Source organism: Ruegeria sp. CDSB013 (assembly GCF_059611165.1).
The window spans coordinates 158,419-180,754 of record NZ_JBXWPA010000004.1; the positions used below are offsets into that span (position 1 = coordinate 158,419).

General features: G+C 56.7%; 19 protein-coding genes. 11 read left to right on the forward strand and 8 right to left on the reverse strand.

All coding sequences use genetic code 11. The features are described 5' to 3' along the window. The first annotated feature begins 271 nt into the window (after nt 1–271). Nucleotides 272–1,450: a patatin-like phospholipase family protein gene (locus tag AC2FJF_RS09060; RefSeq protein WP_496724813.1), complete on the forward strand. Its 1,179-nt coding sequence runs from the start codon at nt 272–274 to the stop codon at nt 1,448–1,450. 108 nt (nt 1,451–1,558) lie between these two features. After that, complete coding sequence (locus AC2FJF_RS09065; protein WP_496724815.1) at nt 1,559–2,470, forward strand: LysR family transcriptional regulator; 912 nt, start codon at nt 1,559–1,561, stop codon at nt 2,468–2,470. A 28-nt stretch (nt 2,471–2,498) separates the two neighbouring features. On the opposite strand, the gene AC2FJF_RS09070 is transcribed toward AC2FJF_RS09065, so the two are convergent. After that, nucleotides 2,499–3,077, reverse strand: coding sequence for a TetR/AcrR family transcriptional regulator (locus AC2FJF_RS09070; protein ID WP_496724817.1), 579 nt, complete (start codon nt 3,075–3,077; stop codon nt 2,499–2,501). Nucleotides 3,078–3,270: 193 nt separating this feature from the next. Between AC2FJF_RS09070 and AC2FJF_RS09075 the strand changes: the two genes are divergently transcribed. Next, complete coding sequence (locus AC2FJF_RS09075) at nt 3,271–4,458, forward strand: aromatic ring-hydroxylating oxygenase subunit alpha (protein WP_496724819.1); 1,188 nt, start codon at nt 3,271–3,273, stop codon at nt 4,456–4,458. Between the two features lie 174 nt (nt 4,459–4,632). Here the strand turns inward: AC2FJF_RS09075 and AC2FJF_RS09080 are convergent, their stop codons facing one another. Together AC2FJF_RS09080 and AC2FJF_RS09085 are read right to left on the reverse strand one after the other, a co-directional pair. Beyond that, entirely contained in the window at nt 4,633–6,183 is a 1,551-nt protein-coding gene (locus AC2FJF_RS09080; RefSeq protein WP_496724821.1) for a class I adenylate-forming enzyme family protein, read from the reverse strand. A gap of 109 nt (nt 6,184–6,292) precedes the next feature. Continuing rightward, entirely contained in the window at nt 6,293–6,790 is a 498-nt protein-coding gene (locus tag AC2FJF_RS09085; RefSeq protein WP_109311127.1) for a flavin reductase family protein, read from the reverse strand. Between the two features lie 186 nt (nt 6,791–6,976). On the opposite strand from AC2FJF_RS09085, the gene AC2FJF_RS09090 reads away from it, so the two are divergent. Then, nucleotides 6,977–8,416 (forward strand): coniferyl aldehyde dehydrogenase, encoded by a 1,440-nt coding sequence (locus AC2FJF_RS09090; RefSeq protein WP_496724823.1) that lies wholly within the window; start codon nt 6,977–6,979, stop codon nt 8,414–8,416. Nucleotides 8,417–8,527: 111 nt separating this feature from the next. On the opposite strand, the gene AC2FJF_RS09095 is transcribed toward AC2FJF_RS09090, so the two are convergent. From AC2FJF_RS09095 to AC2FJF_RS09115, 5 genes are all read right to left on the reverse strand, one after another. Beyond that, complete coding sequence (locus tag AC2FJF_RS09095) at nt 8,528–9,229, reverse strand: ABC transporter ATP-binding protein (protein WP_496724825.1); 702 nt, start codon at nt 9,227–9,229, stop codon at nt 8,528–8,530. Next, on the reverse strand, nt 9,229–9,993 hold the full coding sequence (locus AC2FJF_RS09100) for an ABC transporter ATP-binding protein (RefSeq protein WP_496724827.1): 765 nt from the start codon (nt 9,991–9,993) through the stop codon (nt 9,229–9,231). The genes AC2FJF_RS09095 and AC2FJF_RS09100 overlap by 1 nt, the downstream gene beginning before the upstream one ends. Then, nucleotides 9,990–11,276 carry a branched-chain amino acid ABC transporter permease gene (locus tag AC2FJF_RS09105; protein WP_496724829.1) on the reverse strand — a complete coding sequence of 429 codons (1,287 nt, stop codon included), beginning with the start codon at nt 11,274–11,276 and terminating at the stop codon, nt 9,990–9,992. Before AC2FJF_RS09105 ends, AC2FJF_RS09100 begins: the two co-directional genes overlap by 4 nt. Continuing rightward, nucleotides 11,273–12,229, reverse strand: coding sequence for a branched-chain amino acid ABC transporter permease (locus AC2FJF_RS09110; protein ID WP_496724831.1), 957 nt, complete (start codon nt 12,227–12,229; stop codon nt 11,273–11,275). The genes AC2FJF_RS09105 and AC2FJF_RS09110 overlap by 4 nt, the downstream gene beginning before the upstream one ends. An 81-nt stretch (nt 12,230–12,310) precedes the next feature. Next, the gene (locus AC2FJF_RS09115; protein WP_496724833.1) at nt 12,311–13,555 is read right to left on the reverse strand and encodes a branched-chain amino acid ABC transporter substrate-binding protein; all 1,245 of its coding nucleotides are present in this window, start codon (nt 13,553–13,555) and stop codon (nt 12,311–12,313) included. A gap of 379 nt (nt 13,556–13,934) precedes the next feature. Between AC2FJF_RS09115 and AC2FJF_RS09120 the strand changes: the two genes are divergently transcribed. The 7 genes from AC2FJF_RS09120 to AC2FJF_RS09150 all read left to right on the forward strand — a co-directional run bounded on the left by AC2FJF_RS09120 (nt 13,935) and on the right by AC2FJF_RS09150 (nt 22,319). Then, complete coding sequence (locus tag AC2FJF_RS09120) at nt 13,935–14,768, forward strand: FAD binding domain-containing protein (RefSeq protein WP_496724834.1); 834 nt, start codon at nt 13,935–13,937, stop codon at nt 14,766–14,768. After that, nucleotides 14,761–17,511 carry a molybdopterin-dependent oxidoreductase gene (locus AC2FJF_RS09125; protein WP_496724836.1) on the forward strand — a complete coding sequence of 917 codons (2,751 nt, stop codon included), beginning with the start codon at nt 14,761–14,763 and terminating at the stop codon, nt 17,509–17,511. The genes AC2FJF_RS09120 and AC2FJF_RS09125 overlap by 8 nt, the downstream gene beginning before the upstream one ends. Continuing rightward, the gene (locus AC2FJF_RS09130; protein ID WP_496724838.1) at nt 17,501–18,994 is read left to right on the forward strand and encodes a 6-hydroxynicotinate reductase; all 1,494 of its coding nucleotides are present in this window, start codon (nt 17,501–17,503) and stop codon (nt 18,992–18,994) included. The genes AC2FJF_RS09125 and AC2FJF_RS09130 overlap by 11 nt, the downstream gene beginning before the upstream one ends. Nucleotides 18,995–19,000: 6 nt before the next feature. Then, nucleotides 19,001–19,864 (forward strand): UPF0280 family protein, encoded by an 864-nt coding sequence (locus tag AC2FJF_RS09135; protein WP_496724840.1) that lies wholly within the window; start codon nt 19,001–19,003, stop codon nt 19,862–19,864. Continuing rightward, the gene (locus AC2FJF_RS09140; RefSeq protein WP_496724842.1) at nt 19,857–20,438 is read left to right on the forward strand and encodes an amino acid synthesis family protein; all 582 of its coding nucleotides are present in this window, start codon (nt 19,857–19,859) and stop codon (nt 20,436–20,438) included. The genes AC2FJF_RS09135 and AC2FJF_RS09140 overlap by 8 nt, the downstream gene beginning before the upstream one ends. Then, nucleotides 20,435–21,016, forward strand: a complete 582-nt coding sequence (locus tag AC2FJF_RS09145; protein ID WP_496724844.1) for an amino acid synthesis family protein — start codon at nt 20,435–20,437, stop codon at nt 21,014–21,016. The genes AC2FJF_RS09140 and AC2FJF_RS09145 overlap by 4 nt, the downstream gene beginning before the upstream one ends. Before the next feature lie 88 nt (nt 21,017–21,104). After that, nucleotides 21,105–22,319, forward strand: coding sequence for an ABC transporter substrate-binding protein (locus AC2FJF_RS09150; protein ID WP_496724846.1), 1,215 nt, complete (start codon nt 21,105–21,107; stop codon nt 22,317–22,319). The last annotated feature ends 17 nt before the right edge of the window (nt 22,320–22,336 follow it).

Genomic DNA, 22,336 nt, shown 5'->3' on the forward strand with positions numbered 1-22,336 from the left:
CCAGCAACAGTGTTTAACACATGCCCGATCTTACGGTGCTTTGAAACGAAATAGGCAAACAGCAATCAACTGTCAATGGTGACAATTTAAAGAATAAGATCGGCCGAAACGAGTAAGCGCATTGTTGCAATGTCTGCCGTTTCGATCGGTGTCATCTCGCACAAGACCTAACGATACAACGAGATTTAGGCACCTGCGGAGATTTGGCACTCAACAAAATATGTTTGGCACTATACAGAGCGGCACCACTTTCAAGACGGACAATTCACCGATGCCCTCACTCAAGATTTACGTCAAATTCGTTCTCTTGCTGATGTTAACCGCCTGTGCCGGCAGCTATGATCGTTCAGCACTTACACCGACGTCCGAAAATTACGAGACCTTTCTGCCGGTTGTCACAACCCCGGACAGCCGGTATTTCGAAGATGATAGCCGCGACCGTCTGGCAACTCTCAATGCGGAAATGCACAAGACGCTAGCACAGGTTCCAAGGGGGCAAGGCCTGAACATTCTTGCGCTATCGGGCGGCGGCCAGCACGGCGCTTTTGGGGCCGGCGTTCTAAATGGTTGGACCGACAAGGGCACACGCCCGTCCTTTGATGTGGTCACCGGAATCTCCACCGGCGCGCTAATTGCGCCCTTTGCATTCCTCGGCCCGGATTATGACAGCCGCCTGAAGCGGTTCTACACCGAAACCGCGACCCGGGATGTCGTGCGATTAGACGTTTCGGGTGCCGTCTTTGGGCGCGGTTTTCTGACCAAAGCAACGCCACTGAAAGCGGCAATCAAGCAAGAACTGACCGACGATCTGATCCGCGAGATCGCGGAGCAGCACAGATTGGGCCGCCAGCTTTTGATCGGCACCACCAACATCGACGCGGAACGTCCGGTGCTGTGGAACATCGGGGCGATCGCCCAAACCGACACGCCGGGCGCGCGGGATCTCATCCGGGACGTAATTCTGGCCTCGGTCTCGATACCTGTCGTGTTTCAACCCGTTACAATCAAGGTGACCAATGGCGAAGTTCAACGCGAAGAACTGCATGTGGATGGCGGTCTGACCCGCGAGATCTTTGCCTATCCATACGACTTGCAGATGCGTCAGCTATTGCGGGACGCTGGGCTGAGCAACCAAAAGAACCGCATTTGGTTAATCCACAACAAAACGCTGGAACCGAGTTTCGATCCATTGCCCGGAAATGCAACCGCAGTGGCTAACCGCGCGTTCGAGATGCTGATCCGTTCGCAAAGCCTTGGCAATATCGAAAGCATCCTGACCCTCGCGAACCGGGACGGGTTTCAAGCCAACATCACCTATATCCCCAAGGAATTTCAAAGAAAGCCGCAGGAACCCTTCGACCCCGAATTCATGACCAAACTGTTTGCGATCGGTTATTGGGCCGGACAGCATAAGGAAGGGTGGATCTATGATGCGCAGCAGTGGCAGTGACGAGGACTTAAGGCCCGGCCAATTACTGAAGCAGACAATCAACAAGATGTTTGAACAAAGCGCAAATAACTGCAAGATAACGGGGCAATTCATGAGCAGACCGCATAGATGGTAACGCCACGCCGCCTCTTCCCCTCAATTTCATCACTCCGCGCCCTTGAAGCGCTGGATCGCTTAGGCTCGGCTTCTGCGGTCGCTGATGAGCTTGCCCTGACCCAAAGTGCCGTCAGCCGGCAATTGCAAACATTGGAAGCCCAGCTAGGTGTCGATCTGATCCGTCGGGATCGCAAGCGCCTGCTGCTGACGCCAGTTGCGCAGGAATATGTTGCCGAAGTTCGGCAAGGCCTGAACCAGATCGCTCAGGCCTCGCTAAAGCTGCACATGGCTCCTATTGGTGGCACCTTGAACCTTGCGATTTTGCCGACGTTCGGAATGCGGTGGCTAGTGCCCAGATTGCCGGAATTTGCCCGCATGCACCCGGAAATAACCATCAACATGTCGACACGCCTGCGTCCGTTTAGTTTTACCTCTGAACCCTTCGACGCGGCGCTGCATTTTGGTGAACCCGATTGGCCCGGCACGGATCGGCTGTTGCTGCGCGTGGAAAGTGTATTGCCGGTTTGCGCGCCATCCTTGCTGCCCAAAGGCGCGCCGTCATCACCGCGAGATCTGCTGAAACTCCCATTGCTGCACATCCAGACTCGGCCCCATGCCTGGCAAGAATGGTTCAGCCATATGGGGACAAGCCATCCCGACGCGTTGCCCGGAACGATTTACGATCAATACACAACGATCAATCAGGCGGCGGTTCACGGTCTCGGCGTTGCGTTACTGCCAAATTATTTGATCGAACAGGACCTCGCGACAGGCAAACTGATCGCAGCCTTTCCGGACGCGGTCGAGATGATGGGCGCCTACTATCTTGTTTGGCCAAAAACCAAGTCGGACGATCCGTCGCTGCGCAGCTTTCGTCACTGGCTGTCTACGCAGGCCCAAACTGAAGAGGGTCTGCCGCGCTGACGGTGTCGAATGCGACCCGACTTGGCAATTACAAAGTTTCCGTCAGCAATGAAACCGCCCGCTTCAATTCAGTACGCCAATTTGACGGCGCATCAAGTGCGGCCAGTGAATCGAGGGACAGGAAGATCGTTGAAATGCCCTGCGCCACGGCCCTGACCCGTTCTGGTCTGGCATCGGGCGACACGCGACCAAGGAACTTCTCAAGAACCGCCACAAAACGTGCCAGGACTTCCAGCAACGGCTCGGCAAGTTCGGGATGATCCCCGACTGATGCGGATAACCCCTGCCACGCAGCAGCAAGCCGAGGGTCGATCTCTTCATCTTCGGCAAAAAGGATTTCCAAGAGCTGATCGCCTGTTTCTATCTGTGTAAGATGACAGTCCAGCTCCAATGTCAGCTCGTTGAGCGCGTCTGCGACATGCTGATTCAGCGCAGCGATCATCTGGTCACGATTGCCAAGGTAGTGCCGTAGCAATGGTCGCTTCACACCAGCCTCGGTCGCGACACGCTCTTGGGTGGCACCATCAAGCCCGTACCGGGCCACGCAGGTCATATAGGCATCAAGGATTTCTTCTGACCGTTGCGGTTTTAAGCTCGGGCGCGGCATGGCGTTTCCAATCCCTTCATCAGGCTCAGGACAAGAGCCTATGAAATCTTGATTAACCGCAATTTTTGCGGCCAATTTCTTCCAATTTTTCCACTTTAGTGAACGATCACTTTGCATTGACATATGGCGCATCTACAGTTATCTGTCAACAATGACAATAATGAAAACTTAGCAGCCATTTGTGAGAACATTCATGCAACAGCCGAACCAAATGCCAGAGGTCGCCACCCAGGAATTGCCTTCTGAAGCCTACACATCGGATGAATGGTTGGCGCAGGAAAACAAAAACCTGTTTTCGCGCAGCTGGGTGTTTGCTGGCGTCGAGTCAAAGGTTGCCAACGCGGGCGATTACATGACGGCCAAGGCAGGGCACTTTACCCTGGTCGTAATCCGCGGGAACGACGGCGAACTGCGGGCGTTCCACAACATTTGTCGCCATCGCGGAACCGAATTGCTGGACCGCGGCTGCGGAAATGCAGGCAAAACGATCGTGTGCCCCTATCACTCGTGGACTTTTGGCCTGGATGGCGCGCTGCGTGGCATCCCTGACCAGAAGGCCTGTTTCCCGGACATCAACAAAAAAGAAAACGGCCTGCACAGAGCTTCGGTCGCGGTGTTCAAGGGCATTGTCTTTGTCAATCCCGAACCCGATCAGGACCTGTCCGATTGGCTCAGCGGATTGGAAGATGTCGTCTGGCCGCACGACATCACCAGCCCTGAACTGATATCTTACGGTGAACCTGTAACCTATGAAATGCAGTGCAACTGGAAAGTGTTCTTCGAGAACGCCATCGACGGATACCATCTGGCCTATCTGCACAAGAACACCCTTGGCGGCCCAACTCAGGACAAGAACATCTGGGACCCCTATGGCGACAATCAGGTTTGGTACTCGACCGAGAATGAAACCGTGCGTTCGCGTGTTCCGAATTTCGTGTGTACGCGCATGGACAAATGGAACGCGAAGAAGATCCCGCATGCAGAGAAAGAAGGCTATGGCGGCGTCTACATGTTGTTCCCGACGACCCTGATCGTGGCAAGCCCCTGGTCTTTTTCGATATCTGTGATGGAACCTGTAAGCGCCGGTGTGACACGGTTGCATGCTTATGTCTGGGCCGCAAAATCATGGATGTCGAGCCGCGGATCCGTCAAGGATATCCCAGGCTATGACAAAGTATCCGGCATGATCAAAAGCTCGCACTGGAAAGTGCATCCGCTGGAAACGCAAGACTTCCAGACTGAAGATGTATATGTCGTCGAGAAAATGCAGCGTGCGATGATGTCGCCCAAATACACGGTCGGCAAAATGGCCTCTGGTCCTGGGGCGGAATCTCCGCTGACCTACTTTCAGAGATCGGTTCTGCGGCACATAGAGGCGTAGGTACACGCGGCAAGCGACAGAGATTTCACCGGGTCGCTTGCCCAACCGAATGGCCTGCATCATTTGAGTTGGGCCATTGAAACGAAGAGGCTTGATCGCATTTCAACGATCAAGCCTCACACTGTTTTTCGAACTTTCATCCCCTGACCATGAGCATTCAGTCAGGAACGGTGCTTAAGCCGCACCGCTTTGATCGTCGCGGCTGCAAATCTCGATGATTTCGCGCTTTTGAATTTTGCCGGTCGGTCCTTTGGGCAATGCGTCCCAAATCTCGATATCTTTCGGGACTTTGAAGTTGGCAATCTTACCCCGGCAGTACTCACGCAGTTCTGCGCCACTAACAGCCGTATCAGAGTTCAGGGTGACAACGGCATGAATCCGATCCCCCCATTTCGGATCCGGCAGGCCGAACACACTGACTTCGTCGACTGCATCATGTTCAGCCAGACAGTTTTCGACCTCGACCGGGAACACGTTATAGCCGCCGGACTTGATGCGGAACTTTGCCCGGTCCTTGAGATGGACGTAGCCCTCTGCATCGATAACAGCGATATCCCCGGTATGCAGCCAACCATCGCGGACGGTTTCCGAATACTCCACCGCCTGATTCCAATAGCCCGGGATCACGTAAGGCGAGTGAATCAGCAGCTCACCTGCCTCTCCGCTGGGAAGGTCATTGCCCTGCTCGTCAACGACACGGACGTCCACGTAGAAAAGTGGCCGGCCCGCGCTTTCGAGACAATTGTGCCCGTCTTTCAACGCGCGCTCATGATCCGTTGCGGTCAACATCATGCCCATGCCCATCAGCTCGGTTGTGCCAAACATCTGCAAGAACTTGCACCCGAAAGCCTTGAGCGCATCGCGCACTGTCGCGGGTGGAATTGGCGCAGACCCATACCCCAGCTGCCGGATCGACGAGCAATTGTATTGCGTAATCAGGCCGGACGACAGCAGGTCGTTCAGCATCGTTGGCACCAGAACGCAGATCGTCACCTGCTCACGGTCAATAAGCTTTAGCGCCGTTTCAGCATCCCATTCGCCGACAATGGCGCATTTGGTACCGTGGAATATGTTACGCAGCAGGTGAATGATCGGAACGCCCGATGCCGGCATCGCGTGCAACCAGACATCGTCCGGGCCCGCACCTTCCGTCAGAGCGATTACACCCATCGACTCGATCATCAACGCGTGAGGATAGATCGCACCTTTCGGCAAACCGGTTGAACCGGTGGTGTAGCAGATCATCAATTGCTCATGCGGAGCATGGGTGAAAGCCCCGCGATCAGATGCCGCTGCGATCAGGGTTTCATAATCCCGCTCCAGCGTATGCTGGGCACCGACACCCACCAGCACCGGTTGGCGCTTGCTGAATGTCAACGCGTCTTGGGCGATTGCAACTTTCGTGTCCTGCACGATCAGAACATCCAAGCCCGCGTCGTCAATCAGCGCGCCGATTTCGCGCGGGGCGAGGCGATAGTTCAGACCCACTCGAATCGCACCGGCCTTGGCGCAAGCGCCTATGGTTTCCGCAACCTCTATGCAGTCAGGCAGGATCACCCCGACCCGATCACCTTTGCGGACATCCAGCGACCGCAACGCATGCGCCAGCGCATCCGTTCGCTGGCCCAACTCGCGCCAACTGCGACGGCGATCCAGTTCCACATAAGCATCCTGATCCCCAAAGCGGTCTGCGTTTCGGTCGATCAGTTGTCCAAGCGTCGGCATTGGTGTCTCCTCCCGGGCATCATCACGGCAATTCTTAAGTTACGTGATTGTCGTTTTTTTGGTGGTGTGGGGCGTGCGAAGTCAGTTGAAAATTCACTTTGACCCTACATCAGCCTTCCAGCGGTGTGAGTTTGTGAAATCCCTTGCGCCCATAAATAAGCGCCGACTTTTCCGGGTTCAGGTGAACTTCTTTCACCATACCGAAGAACACCGCATGTGTCTTCGTATTTGCCCAGTTGTCGACCACGCATTCAAAGGACACGACGGACTCTTTCAAAACAGGCAGACCCAGATCTCCTTTGATCCATGTCCCGGCTGCCTGGAACTGTTGTTCCTTGTCCATTTTCGACGAAAAGGCACCGACAACCTCGGTCATGTCATCAGGTATGAGGTTTACGGCAAACTTTCGGCTGTCCATCACGACGCCATATGTTCGCGCTGTTCGGTTGATGCAAACCAACAAAGCTGGCGGATCGGCCGTTAGCGAACATACCGCCGTCGCCGCCATTCCAGCGCGCGAATCTTCGAATTCTGAAGTGATGATGGTCGTTGAGGCCGCCAGCAACTGCATGCCGGTCTTGAACCTGTCTTCTGTGGTCAGGGTCATACTGCGCTCTTGCTAATTAGTGAACGATCACTTACCTTCCACATCGCCGGATAAATGTCAACGCAGACTTCGCAGCCCGGCGGCAAAGAAACGAAACCCGACCCTTGTGACCAAGGGGACAGAACGGGCACACAGACCAACAGGAAGGCGGTTGCGCACCGCAAAACCAACCGCAGGAGACGCGTATTGAACCAGCATAGCCCCAACCCCGCCGAGAGCCTCGCGACGCTTTTGGAGACACAAAAAGCCCACCAGGCCGAATATGACGCGCCAAACGCGGCTGAACGCAAGGATCGCATCACGCGGTTAATCGACCTGGTACTGGATAATCGCGATGCCATGATTGACGCGATCTCGGCCGATTTTGGCAATCGGTCACAACATGAAACGATCGCGGCCGACATCGTTGGCACGGTAAAACAGTTAAAATTCGCGCGGGACAACCTTGATCGCTGGATGCGCCCTGAGAAGGCAAAAGTCGAGTTCCCCCTTGGATTGCTGGGCGCGCGCGGTCGCATCCATTATCAACCCCTGGGTGTCATTGGAATTGTCAGCCCCTGGAACTTTCCGATCTATCTGGCCATCGGCCCAATGGCCGAAGCCTTTGCGGCAGGCAACTCGGTTATGCTGAAGCCGTCAGAGTTCACACCCCGCACATCCGACCTTTTGAAGTCGCTGATAGAAGCAGACTTCGCCCCGCACGAAGCCGTGGTTGTGACCGGTGGCGTCGACGTCGCACAGGCGTTCACTGCCCTTCCCTTTGACCACCTGCTGTTTACCGGCGCCAGCACCATTGGTCCGCACGTCCTTCGTGCAGCAGCTGAACATATGGTGCCGACAACACTGGAACTTGGTGGCAAGAACCCGGCCATCATCGCCCCCAGCGCAGACATGAACCTTGCGGTCGCCCGGATTGCGGCGGGCAAAGGGTTCAATGCGGGTCAGGTTTGCCTGGCACCGGACTATGTCTTGGTTCCACGCGCAAAGATGGAAGAATTCGCCACCCAGCTTGCAGCAAAACTTGCCGAGGCCTTCCCGACTCTGTCCGGCAACCCGGATGTCACCCATATTGTGACCGACCGCCAATTCGATCGGCTCAAGGGCCTTGTGGAGCAAGCACGCTCGGCAGGGGCGAGGGTCGTTCAGGTCAATCCCGCCAATGAAGATCTCTCAGCCACAAATGAGAAAATTCTGCCTCCGACACTGATCGTCGACGCCGATCCGGCGCTGGACGTCATGCAGGATGAAATCTTTGGGCCGATCCTGCCAATCCTGCCTTACGACTCGCTGGATCAGGCCATTAGCTTTGCCAACACCCGTCCGCGCCCTCTGGCGGCTTACGTATTTGCCAAGGACGCGGCCGAGCAGGAGCAGGTGATGGAAAGTACCATTTCCGGCGGAGCGTGCATCAACGAGACCATCATGCATTCGACGCAGAACACCCTGCCCTTTGGCGGTGTCGGAAACAGTGGCATGGGCGCTTATCACGGCCTGCATGGTTTCAAACGGTTCAGCCACGCAAAGGCTATCTTCAAGCAGATCAACATGGATGGTGTCTTCAAGGCTCTTCGCCCGCCCTATGGCGAGAAATTCTTTAAGACAATGGCACCGTTCCTGAAAAAATAATCTGGTGCACCAAAAAAGAAGGGAACTCCGCATTTACGAAGTTCCCTTCAATCTTTTTGCGGTATTGCTGACAGCGCAGCTTACTATGGGCAAGGTGCCTGTGGCACTGCCTCAGACCTCCAGCCATTCCTTCCGGATTTCGTCATTTTCGCGCAATGCCTGCGGGGTGCCTTCGTAAACCATGTGCCCGTGACCCATGACGTAAACCCGGTTGGTCACACGCAAAGCGATGGTCAGCTTTTGCTCGACCAACAGGATCGAGACGCCACGCTCAGCAATCTGCAGCAGCAGATCCCCCACTTGCTCAACAATCTTCGGGGCCAGACCTTCGGTCGGCTCATCGATCATAATGAAATCGGGGTTGCCCATCAAAGCGCGACAGATGGTCAGCATCTGCTTTTCGCCGCCCGACATGACTGAGGCATCCACATCCGCACGATTTCGCAGGTTGGGAAACATCTCGAACATGTCCTCGATACACCAGCGGCCATCGCCGTCCTTTTGGCCCGGCTTCAGCCCCAGTATCAGGTTTTGGCGCGTTGTGAGACCGGGAAAGATATCCCGGTTTTCGGGTACGTAGCCAATCCCCGCCTTGGCAATTTCAAAGCTCTTGCGGCCAGCGATCTCCTGGCCGCGGAACTTGATCGACCCATGAGGCGCGACCTCGCCCATGATCGCCTTGCAGGTGGTTGATCGCCCAACCCCGTTGCGTCCTAGCAGCGAGACGATTTCGCCCTCGCCCACTTCAAGGTTCACCCCCTGAAGAATGTGACTTTTTCCGTAATATGCGTGCAAGTCGGTGACCTGAAGCATTACACCGCCTCCTCTTCCAAACTTGCGCCCAGATAGGCTTCTTTCACTTTCGCCGATGCGCGCACTACGTCCGGCGTGTCGGATTCGATCACTTCGCCATATACAAGGACCGAGATCTTGTCCGCCAAATCGAAAATCACGCCCATGTCGTGTTCAACAATCAATAGCGTCTTATCCTCGGTCACGTTGCGGATCAGGTCGACGATCAGGTCGGTTTCCGAATGGCTCATCCCGGCGCAGGGTTCGTCCAGCAGTATGATATCCGCCCCGCCTGCGATCGTGATCCCGATCTCAAGCGCGCGCTGTTCGGCATATGCCAGCGTGCCAGCCAGTTCATTCCGGCGCGAACTCAGATTGATCTGCGCCAGAATACCCTCAGCCTTTTCGGTCACGTCCTGTTGGCGGCCAATCATGTGCCAAAAAGAATAGCGATACCCCATTGTCCACAACAACCCACACCGAATGTTTTCAAACACGGTCATGTTGGGAAATATGTTGGTGATCTGGAAAGATCGGCTGAGGCCACGGCGGTTGATCTCGAAGGGCTTCAATCCGGTGACATCTTCGCCGTGCAGAAACACCCCACCCGAGGTCGGCGCGAACCGCCCGGTGATCAGGTTGAACAGGGTCGATTTCCCGGCCCCGTTTGGCCCAATAACCGCGTGGCGTTCACCCCTGGCGATCTGCAGGTTCACACCCTGAATGATCTTGGCCAGACCAAAGCTTTTTTCGAGGTTTTTCAGCTCAATAGCAGGAGCGCTCATGCCCGATCCTCCGCATGGTTGGCATTGTCCCAGGCTTCACGGATTTCTGGCAAAACGCGGGACACAAGGAATAGCGAGATCGCGGCGATGATTACTGCGAACGCTACGGCCTGATAGCCACCACTGTCAAAGGCAATGCCATAGAGGTGCATCTCGTGATCGCCACCGTATCCGTGGCGCTTGTGGAAAAGGATTTCCAAAATGGCGGCCAGGGACAAGACACTCGTGATCGCAGGGATTGCCACCTTGAGATACGGCTTGATCAGCAAATTCAGTTTACCCAGGGCAAGTGGGCGTCGATGCATCGCGATCAACCCGGCAAATCCCGACGGGAAGAACATCACACAGGCCACGAATAATATGCCCAGATACAGCGCCCACAATTCGGTATGCAGGCCAAGAACCGTTTGAAGCAGGGTGAACACGACCGCCCCGATGATCGGCCCGACAAAGAAGCCTGCACCACCAATGAAGGTGATCAGCAGGATTGAGCCTGACGTTGCAAGGTTCAGGTTTTCCTCGGTCAAAATCTCAAAGTTGATCGCGAACAACGACCCGGCAACACCGGCAAAAAAACCCGAAGCACAGAAGGAAATCCAGCGAACGTTGCGCTGAGAATACCCCAAAAACTCGGCGCGTTCTTCGTTGTCGCGCACTGCGTTGGCGATCCGCCCGATCGGCGTGCGCGAGAACAGATACATCAGCAGCGCTGCCACCAAAAGCCACACGACCGTAAGGTAATAAACCTCTTGCTGTGTAAGGAATTCATAACCGAACACTGGCGGACCCATGGTCCGGTCGCCCGAGATGCCTTCTTCGCCGCCAAAGAACACGACGATGATGACGGAACAGGCGGCGATCAGCTCTCCGACACCAAGCGAGATCATGGCGAATACAGTGCCTGCCCGGCGGGTCGAAAAACTACCGATCAGGAAGGCGAAGACCATGCCGAACAAACCCCCGACAATCGGCAGAAACGGCAATGGCAACCACAGCCCGTCCTCGACCATGTTCATCACGTGCATGGCGAAGAACCCGCCAAGACCCATATAGACCGCATGACCAAAGGACAGCATGCCGCCCTGCCCCAGCAACATGTTGTAGCTCAGCGCGAAGACGATGGTGATTGCCATCTGGTTCATGATCGTCAGCGCCGAACTGGACTGGAACACAAACGGCAGGCACAACAGGAACAAAGCGGCAAAGGCCCAGGGCATCACGTTCGATAGCGATATCAGCCGCGTAGTGCCCGCAGTTAAAGGCGTCTTACTAGCGATACTCATGATTCACGGTTCCCCATAAGACCTTGCGGGCGCAGAACAAGAACGATGATCATCAACAGGTACGGTAAGATCGGACCAAGCTGAGGCAGCGTCAGTGTCCACAGATCCTGCAGCGGATGATCCCAGATCATCTCCGGCTTGGTAAAGCCGATCGCGGTCAGCACCTGCTCGGCCGTGACGTCATAGGCAGTGGCAAAGGTCTGAAGCCAGCCGATAATCAGGGATGCAACCAAGGCGCCCCAAAGCGAGCCCAAACCGCCGATCACAATGGTCACGAAAACGATTGAACCAAGCTGTACCGCCATGCCAGGGAATACGCCCAGAACCGGACCAGCGATGACGCCGGCCAGCCCGGCCATCGCGGTTCCTACGCCAAACACGCACATAAAGACCAACGGTACGTTATGACCCAGGTTCTGGACGGTTTCGGGATAGCTGAGCGCGGCCTGAATGGTCATGCCTATACGGGTCTTGGTCAGAATGTATAGCAGCGTCAGGAATATCCCCATCGCAACGGCGATCATGAAAACCTTGTAGGCAGGAAAGGCATTTCCAGCGATGGCGAAAGCTGCAAAATCCAGCGCGGCAGGTTCCGAGAAGGGAAGCTGGCTCTTGCCCCAGAAGAATTGAATCGTTTCTTCAATCAGCAGCGCAAGACCAAAGGTAAAGATAAGCTCCGGCACATGCCCGTACTTGTGAACGCGTCTTAACCCGTATCGCTCGATCAGAGCTCCGATCAAACCGACAATCAATGGCGCGACAAGCAAGCCGACCCAGAACCCGGTGACGAGGCTGATCTGATAGGCGAAATAGGCACCCAGCATGTAAAAACTGGCATGAGCAAAGTTCAGAACGCCCATCATGGAAAAGATCAGTGTCAGACCGCTGCATAGCATGAACAGCAACAAACCAGTCACAAATCCATCCAACACGTTCACGAGGAACAGCGCCATTACGTGTCTCCCTGCATTTTATTGAGTGGTAGCCTGACGGCCCGCCCGGATTTCGGACGGACCACCAGAGTGGTTAGAGGGTTATGGGCGTTTCATCTCGCACGTGGTGGGCGAGTCATTGGACGCCAGTTCGACAACCGTTTCTGCAACCATACCACGGCCAGAATTGTCATAGTCGAACGCAGCCTCAGGTGTCTGCCCTTGCACGGTCACAGTCTGGATCGTCTGGTGATCGCTTTCACGCATCACAGTCTTGCCAGTGACAATACTGTCGTATTCCATACCTTCCAGCGCGTAGGCGATCGCCTTGATGTCCGTGGCGCTGCCAACTTCGTTGATCGCGGCTGCCAGCATCGGTGCGACATTCGCCATCTGAGGCTGACCGAAGTCCAGATCCGGGAAGCTTACATAGAAGGCTTCGATGAACTCCTGCGCTTCAGGAGTTGGGGCCGGATTGACCTGACCTGCTCCGACCAGCTTGACGATACCGTCGCCTTCTTCACCAAAGGCCGCGGTGATGCCCGAGGTCGCGCCATAGTAGGTGTAGATCGGCTTGTCGAAACCGGCACCCATGACCGCCTTGCCCAGGCCGACCATATCGCCACCCCAGTTACCGGTGATCACGGCATCTGCGCCCGAACCAACAATCTTGCGCGCGTAGGGCGTGAAGTCTTTGACTTTGCCGATCGGGTGCAACTCGTTCCCGACAATCTCAATATCGGGGCGCTTTTCCTGAAGGAACCGCTGAGCGGCCGCAGCAACAGCCTTACCGAACGAATAGTCCTGACCGATCACATAGACTTTTTTGATATCCGGGTTGGCTGCAATGTCATCGGTCAAAGCGTCCATTTTGATGTCGGCATTGGCGTCAAAGCGGAAATGCCAGAACTGGCACTTGTCATTGGTCAACGCAGGGTCAACGGCCGAGTGGTTGAGGAAGATAACCGGATCATCAGGGTTGCGACGATTGTGCTTGGCAACCGCTTCGGTCAGCGCGTTCGCCACACCGGATGATGCGCCCTGAGCGATGATGCGAATGCCCTGATCCATGGCAACCTGCAACTGGATGAGCGATTCCTTTGCGCTGATCTTATTGTCGAAAGGCACCATCTCGAATTCGGCATTCCCATCCAACAGCCCGCCAGGTTCGTTCACCAGCTCTTTGACGCTGTGGCGATAGATCGCCAGGCCTTGTGTGCCCGTCGTCGCAAATGGCCCGGATAGCGGATCAATGAAAGCGATTCGTACTTTTTCCTGTGCCGCAGCGGCCCCTGCAACAAGACCAGCAGCAAGTGCGGTCGCCATCATCAAATTGAACTTGTTCATTTATTCCTCCCTATTGACACCAGGCGGTAGGTTTCAGCCTGTTGTAAGATCCACACATGGGTGAGTGATCGATCACTATCTTCATGGCTGTTTGTTAGTGTGTCAACGAATTACTGATGAATTTTTTGAACTTCTAGGCGTTCGCGAAACAAATTGAGCAATGCGCTGTCATATCGCTCAATTTTATCGCGACTAATGTGAGTTTTCCTCAATTCTCTTTGAAAATAAGGGAAAAGATCAATCGACTGAATATCCGTGATCCAATCTCCCGCCGGCGCTTATGTTAAACAAAACTGACCCAAACAAATCGTTGACATTTTTTTTGTTCGCGTAATATCATTTGTGTACTAACGAGAAATTTCTCATCAGGATAGACACTTTGCGGTATCTCTCTCCCAACACGCTCGATGATGCATTTGACTTGCTGATCAGCAATGATCTGACGGTTGTCGCTGGCGGCACTGACTTTTTCCCATCCCGGCAGCGTCATGAGCTGCACACCGACATATTGGACGTCACACGCATCAATGGTCTTTCGGGCATCCAACTTGTGGATGACCGTTGGAGAATCGGAGCCGCAACAAACTGGACAGACATTGCCCGGGCCGATCTGCCCGTCGCATTTAGGGGTCTGCAAATGGCTGCGCGGGAAGTCGGTAGCCTGCAGATCCAAAACAGCGGCACGATTGCAGGGAACCTGTGCAATGCCTCGCCTGCCGCTGACGGCGTGCCGCCGCTGCTGACGCTGGAGGCCAGCGTTGAGCTTGGCTCGGCCCGAGGCTTTCGCGAGGTTCCGCTGTCAGAGTTCATCACTGGCGTGCGCAAAACAGCGCTGTTCGACGATGAGATTGTGACCGCGATCAACCTGCCCGATCCGCCCAAAGGGACTGTTGGACATTTCGAAAAACTTGGCGCGCGGCGTTACCTTGTGATCTCGATCACGATGACTTCTGTCATCATCGGCCTGGATGAAACCTGCCGGATCAACTATGCGCGCGTCGCTGTGGGGGCCGCATCAACCGTGGCGCAAAGGCTGGAACAGCTCGAAGCCGATTTGATCGGGAAATCCCCAGAAACGGTTGAAGTTTCATCAGAGCATTTGGCACCGCTCAGCCCCATTGATGACGTCCGTGGGGACGCCGCATTTCGACTGCACGCGGTGGCAGAACAATGTGTCCGGGCAATCGCAGAGGCGGGACAACACCATGGATAAACGCGCTGATGAATTCACGACCGAATTCACCTTGAACGGCCACCCTGTCAGCACGGTGCCGCGCGTGGGTGAGCGCCTATCGGAAATGCTGCGCGAGCGGCTGTCAGCACGCGACGTCAAGATCGGATGCAATGCCGGCGACTGCGGTGCTTGCACCGTTCTGGTCGATGGTGATCCGGTTTGCGCCTGTCTGGTTCCGGCGCAACAGGCTGCTGGGCGGTCCATCGAAACGGTGTCCGGGCTGACGCAGGATGACCAGATTGCCAAAAGTCTGGCAGACAGCTTTCAGAACCACGGTGCGGCGCAGTGCGGAATCTGCACACCCGGCATGATGACCGCCGCCGTCGCTTTGCTGCGCGAAACACCTGAGCCAAACAATGAGCAGGTCCAGGATGCCCTAGGCGGCGTTTTGTGCCGCTGCACCGGGTATCGCAAGATTATCGACGCGGTTGTTGCCGCTGGTGCGCCTGCTTTTCCAGAAACAACACTGGGGCACGCGGGCGACGCCATCTGGCGCGTGGATGGGCACGATAAGGTCACAGGCACAGAGCTTTTTGGCGATGATGTTGCCCCGGCAGGTACGTTGGAAATCTATGTCATCCGTTCCCCCTATCACCGTGCCGGATTTACACTTGGCGATCTGGACACTTGGGCCAATAAGACCCCTGGGATCGAAGCAGTCCTGACTGCGGCCGACATTCCCGGGCGCAACAACTTTGGCGTTATTCCCGACTTTGCCGACCAACCTGTCTTCGCGGAAACCGAGGCTCGGTTCCGTGGCGAGGCCGTCGCCGCCATCATTGGCCTGCCCGAGGTTCTGGCAACATTCGATCCAGCAGATTTTCCAGTAACGTGGGAAGAGCGCCCCGCCGTGCTGGATTCACTTGACGCAATGACGCCCCAAGCCGCGCAGCTGCACCCAGATCGCGACGGAAACGTTATGTGCGCCGGTTTCGTGAAATGCGGGACACCAGAAACCGCGTTGGCCAACGCAGATGTTGTGGTCGAAGGCCATTTCCGCTCGGGCTTTGTCGAACATGGGTATATTGAGCCTGAGGCCGGGTTCGCCGAGATCGTGAACGGGCGGGTCGAAGTCCATGCCTGCACGCAAGCTCCGGTGATGGACCTAGACGCGCTGGAGATCATTCTGGGGATGCCGCGCGATCAGATCCGTATTGCCCCGACCGGGGTCGGCGGCGGGTTCGGCTCAAAACTCGATATCTCGGTGCAGCCTTATCTGGCACTTGCCGCGCTCAAAACCGGCAAGCCGGTGCGACTGACCTATTCCCGAACCGAGTCGATGCAGTCCACCACCAAACGCCACCCTTCCGACCTGCGGGTCAAGATCGGGGCAACCAAAGACGGTCGAATCAGTGGGATGACTTTTGATGGGCTGTTCAACACAGGCGCCTATGCCAGCTGGGGTCCGACGGTGGCCAACCGGGTCCCCGTGCATGCCTCGGGTCCCTACAGAATTGCCGACTACCGCGCCGAAGCCAAAGGCATCCATACGCATTGCCCGCCGTCGGGCGCATTCCGCGGCTTTGGCGTTCCGCAATCAGCCATCGCGCAGGAATGCCTGTTCGATGAGTTGGCGGACAAGCTAGGCATCGACGCGCTTGATTTCCGCATCAACAATGCCCTGGAAAACGGTGTACCCACCGTTTGCGGACAGATTTTCGATCAAGGTGTCGGCATTCGCGCCTGCCTCGAAGCGCTGCGTCCCGCGTGGACCGAAGAAAATGCAGCAGTTCGGGCATTCAACGCACAAAACAATACCTTGAAGCGCGGTGTTGGGCTGGCGGCAGGCTGGTACGGGTGCGGCAACACTTCGTTGCCCAACCCGTCGACGATCAAATCGGGTATCCGGTCAGATGGCAGTTTGGTTTTGCACCAAGGGGCGATGGATATCGGCCAGGGGGCAAACACCGTGATCACGCAGATCTTTGCCACGGCACTTGGTGTCCCGGTTGCGCAGATCGAAATCATCGGGGCCGATACGGATGTCACGCCAGACGCGGGCAAAACTTCGGCCTCACGTCAGACCTATGTCTCTGGCAGCGCTTCACGTCTGTCGGGTGAATCGATGCGGACGCAGATTCTGTCCCGCGTGAACGCCGGGCCTGACGCCGTGATCACCCTGAGCGCAGGAACGATTGTGGTGGACGACAACGGGCAACATCACTCTATCGACCTGGCCGTGCTGGAGCCTGACGCCGAAGGTTACGTCCTGCGCGCCGAAGAAACCTATGACCCGCCCACAAAACCGTTGGACGGAAACGGTCAGGGGATACCTTATGCTCAGTTTGGTTATGCTGCGCATCTGGCGGTTGTCGAGGTGGACACAAAGCTGGGCACGGTGAAACCGATCAAATTCGTGGCCGCCCATGACGTTGGCAAGGCGATCAACCCGATGCTGGTCGAAGGTCAGGTACAGGGCGGTATCGCGCAAGGCCTCGGCATGGCGCTGATGGAAGAATACCTGCCCGGCCGCACCGAGAACCTGCATGACTATCTGGTCCCGACCATTGGTGACATCCCTCCGATCGAAACACTGATAATCGAGGAAAAGGATGCCCACGGCCCCTATGGCGCCAAAGGCTTGGGAGAGCATGTGCTGATCCCTACGGCCCCGGCCCTATTCAACGCAATCAAGCGCGCCTGCGGCGTTCGGCTGACCCAAGGTCCCGCCACACCAGCAAAAATGCGCGCAGCAATCAAGGAATTGACAGATGGCAACTGAGCGCACAATACCGGAAAAAATCCGCTGCGACGCCTGCCCGGTGATGTGCTATATCGCAGATGGCAAAATCGGGGCTTGCGACCGCTATGCCAACCATGGCGGCGATCTTGTCCGACTGGATGCGCTGACCATCATCGAAAGTGCAGAAGACACTCGTCTGGTCCCGTTCCTGAAGGGTGGTAAGGACCCCGAAGATTGGGACGGCGACATCGTGCAGGGAAAACGGCCCTTTGTGACGGCCGTCGGCGCGGGCACGACCTATCCCGACTACAAACCCGCGCCCTTCATCGTCAGCCAGAACGTGGCGGGCGTGGATATGGTCACTGTCGTGACCGAGGGGATATTCTCGTATTGCGGCGTCAAGGTGAAGATCGACACCGACCGTCATATCGGCCACGAACGCGATGTTGTCCGCGTAAATGGTGAGCCGGTCGGGCACGTCATGACCTCGGAATACGGATCCAAGATGTTGTCGCTGGGCGGTGTGGAACACCTGACAGGCGGCACCAAGAAAGAAGGCCGGATCACCTGCGATGCCCTGCTTCGGCTGTGCAATCGCGAGGCCGTCGAAATGGTGATCGGCGATGAAGGTCATGAGACCACGGTTGTTGTACAGGCCGGCAAGGCGCCTATCATCAATGGGGTCGAGGAAAAACTGATGCGGGTGGGCTGCGGCTCGGCCACAATCGGGATGTTCGCCAAGCAGTGGATTGAACATGTGGATGAGGTGGTGGTGGTCGACGACCACATTACCGGCGTTCTGTCCGAGCATCAGGCAGGCAAACTGCTGGACGTCGAACCCACGGGGATCAAAATCAATGGCCGTCGTTCTACTCCGGGTCGCTATTTTCAGGTCGCAGAGCCCGGCACCGGCTGGGGCGGTACGGATATCGAGGATCCGTTGAAAATTCTGGGCGATTTCAATCCGAAAGTCGCGCGTGAAGGTATGAGCCTGTTGATGGTATCCACCACGGGTGAGCAATATGGCTATTTTGAGCTGGATGCCGAGCTAAAACCTCAGCCCGTCGAAATTCCCCCGGCGCTGAAGGCGTCTGCTGAGCTGATTGCCGAAAACTGCGAACCTTCGGTCTGCTCGGTTCTGTTCATGGGCGGCGCAGGCGGCAGCCTGCGGGCAGGCGTCACGGAAAACCCGGTGCGGCTCACGAAATCGGTCAAGGACTCGCTTACCTTTGTATCCTGCGGCGGGGCCGAAGCTTACGTTTGGCCTGGCGGCGGCATCACCGTGATGGTGGACATTCTGGATATGCCCACAGGATCGTTCGGATATGTTCCGACCCCGGCACTGGTCGCCCCCATCGAGTTCACAATGCGTGTCAGCGACTATGGCACGCTGGGGGGGCACATGGATGAGATCAAGCCAGTTGCAGATGTCATCTCGGACGAAACCCGCAAGGTAGATCAGTTCGAAAACCAGCCCGACCCCATGTCTTCGAACAATTACCGCTGGGCGAAAGGAGCATAGGGTCAGATGCAACCCATCTCTGCCATATTGCCGTGTGGCCGCAGATTGCATCTGCAACACGGCCCGATCGACCTGATCGTCGAGGCAGATGGGGCGCGCGATATCGCATTTGAAGCTGCCCAGTTACGTTTCCAATCCTTGCTGCAAGGCTTAGTGGATGAACTGGCTTTGTTGAAAACGCCCATGACAGCTGAATGCGCCCGCCCTCAAGGACGGGTAGCGCGCCGTATGGATGAGGCTGCGCGCCCTCATTCCAACGTGTTTGTTACACGCATGGCCGCCGTTGCCGGAGCCGTTGCAGACGAAGTACTGGCGGCCATGCTACAGGCCACGCCCCTGGATCGCGCGTCGGTCAACAATGGCGGAGACATCGCCGTGCATCTGTGCTCGGGTCAGGACTATAGCGTCGCTATGAGTGGGCTTGACGGGTGCGACCTGGGCCGCATTGCAATCCGTGCAAGCGACAAAATTGGTGGCATAGCCACGTCGGGTCGCGGCGGACGTAGTCTGAGCCTTGGCATCGCCGACAGCGTTACAGTGCTGGCCAGCAACGCAGCAATGGCCGATGTGGCAGCGACTCTGATCGCCAACGCGGTTAATCTGCCCGGGCATCCGGCCATCCGGCGCCTTCCGGCCAATCAACTGCGCGATGACAGCGATTTGGGCGACCTGCCGGTTCCGGTTTCTGTCGGCCAACTCTCTGCCCAAGATATTCAAGATGCCCTGTCACACGGCCTGAATACTGCCGAGAACATGCTTGGGCGTGGTTTGATCTCTGCCGCCCATCTGTCTCTTGGCTCTCATTCCTGCCAGACGGGCGCGTCCCGATTGGTGATCTCAACCACACAGAAGGTTCCACAATATGCCTGACGTTCAACTGCGAAAAAAGCTGTTTTCGCTTGAAGAAATCTATCACGAAGGCGGACCACTGTCCGACACGCCGCTGGTGCGGGTCGCTGCGACGGCCGTGATCGCCAACCCCTTCGCAGGGCGCTACGAACCCAAAATTCAGGGCTTTATGGAAGACCTCAAACCTTTAGGTTTGGAAATGGCGCAAACACTGATCGACATGTTGGGCGGTCCGGAAAACGTCCAAGGCTACGGCAAAGGGTCCTTGGTTGGCGAAGGCGGCGAGCTGGAACACGGCGCGCTGTGGCACGCCCCCGGTGGTTACGCGATGCGGCAGTTGCTGGGTACAGCCAACGCGATTGTGCCTTCATCGAAAAAAGTGGGCGGCGTGGGTGCGCGGCTGGATGTGCCGATCACGCATATCAACGCCTCATATGTGCGCAGCCATTTCGACAGCATGGAGGTGGGTTGCAATGACGCCCCGCGCGCAGGCGAGCTGGCTTTCTCGCTGGTCATGACAACCGGGCCGCGGGTGCATTCGCGCTCGGGTGGGCTTGAGGCCTGGGACATCAAGGGAGAGGACGGGTTAAGATGACAAAGATCCGAAAAATCGCCGTCAATATTGAAGAAACCCATATCGAGGCAGGGCGCTCGATCTCGCCCGCCACGCGCAAGGCGGTGGCCGTGGCCGTGATCGAAAACCCCTTTGCCGGGCAATATGTCGAGGATTTGACCCCGCTGATGGAAACCGGGGCTGAGTTGGGCGCCCTGCTGGGCCGCCGTTGCGTCGAGGCCCTTAACATCACGCCGGAACAGGCTGAAAGCTATGGAAAGTCGGCGATGGTCGGTGAGAACGGCGAGTTGGAACATGCCGCCGCCATCCTGCACCCCAAGCTGGGCGCACCACTGCGCAAGGAGGTCGAAAAGGGCGCCGCCTTGGTGCCTTCTTCCAAGAAGATGGGCAGCCCAGGGCAAGTACTGGACGTACCGCTCGGTCACAAGGACGCGGCCTATGTGCGCAGCCATTTTGACGGCATCGAAGTGCAGTTGAACGACGCGCCCCGCGCCAATGAGATCATGGTGGCAGTCGCGGTCACCGACAGCGGACGACCGCTCCCGCGTGTAGGCGGGCTGACGAATGAGGAGGCAGAAGGCAAAGACGGGCTGCGCTGAATGTAGCAGCTGCGCTCTTTAGGGCTGACAACACATTAAGAAGCCGGGATAACTGGCCGTGAACAATGATCATTGGGAGGAATTTGAAATGAATCTGATCAGACGCACGGTACTGGGCGCGCTTGCGGCGCTGCCCTTCGCCGGTTTGACGGCTGGGGTCAGTCTGGCCCAGGACACAATCGTTTTGGGTGAGGTGAACAGCTATACCCGTCTGCCCGCCTTTACCGAGCCCTACAAGAAAGGTTGGGAACTGGCGGTCGAACAGATCAATGCCGCAGGCGGGATCGATGGCAAGCAACTGGAAGTGATCAGCCGGGATGATACCGGTGATCCAGCCACCGCAATTCGGATCGCCGAGGAACTGGTCTCAAAAGACGGTGCAGTTCTGATCTTTGGCACCTTCCTGTCCAATATCGGTCTGGCGGTTTCCGATTTTGCCAAGCAGAAAGAAGTCCTGTTCATCGCTTCCGAGCCCCTGTCCGACGCGATTGTCTGGTCCAAAGGCAACAAATACACTTATCGCCTGCGCCCCTCGACCCACATGCAGGCCGCGATGCTGGCCGAACAGGCCGCCAAGTTGGATGCCGTGAAATGGGCGACTGTCGCGCCGAACTACGCCTATGGGCAGGATGCGGTGAAGGCCTTCAAATCCGAACTGACCAAATTACGCCCCGATGTGGAATTTGTCGAAGAACAATGGCCACCGCTGTTCAAAATCGACGCGGGTTCCACCGTACGCGCGCTTGAGGCCTCGAAACCGGATGCGATTTACAACGTGACCTTCGGCGGCGATCTGGCCAAATTTGTTCGCGAAGGTTCGCTGCGGTTCCTGTTCGAGGATCGCGACGTGGCATCATTGCTGACTGGAGAACCGGAATACCTCGACCCGCTGGGGGCTGAGGCTCCTGAGGGTTGGATCGTCACCGGATACCCCTCGACCGACATCACTACGGATGAGCACAAAGCGTTTGCTGATGCATATATCGAGAAGTTCGGCGAAGCGCCAAAAACCGGTTCGATCGTCGGCTACAACTCGATCCTCGCCATCGCTGCAGCGCTGAAAACAGCCGGCTCCACAGATACCGACGCCCTTTTGGCCGCGATGGAGGGCCTGACCGTCGACAGCAGCCCAACCGGCCCCTTTACCTTCCGCGCGGCTGACCATCAGTCCACGATGGGCGCCTATGTTGGCAAGACTGGGACAGTCGACGGCAAACCATCGATGGTCGATTGGTCGTACGCCGACGGGGCTGATTACTTGCCCAGCGAAGACGACGCAGCGGCCTTGCGTCCGGCGGAATAAGCCGGCTGTGGCGGGGC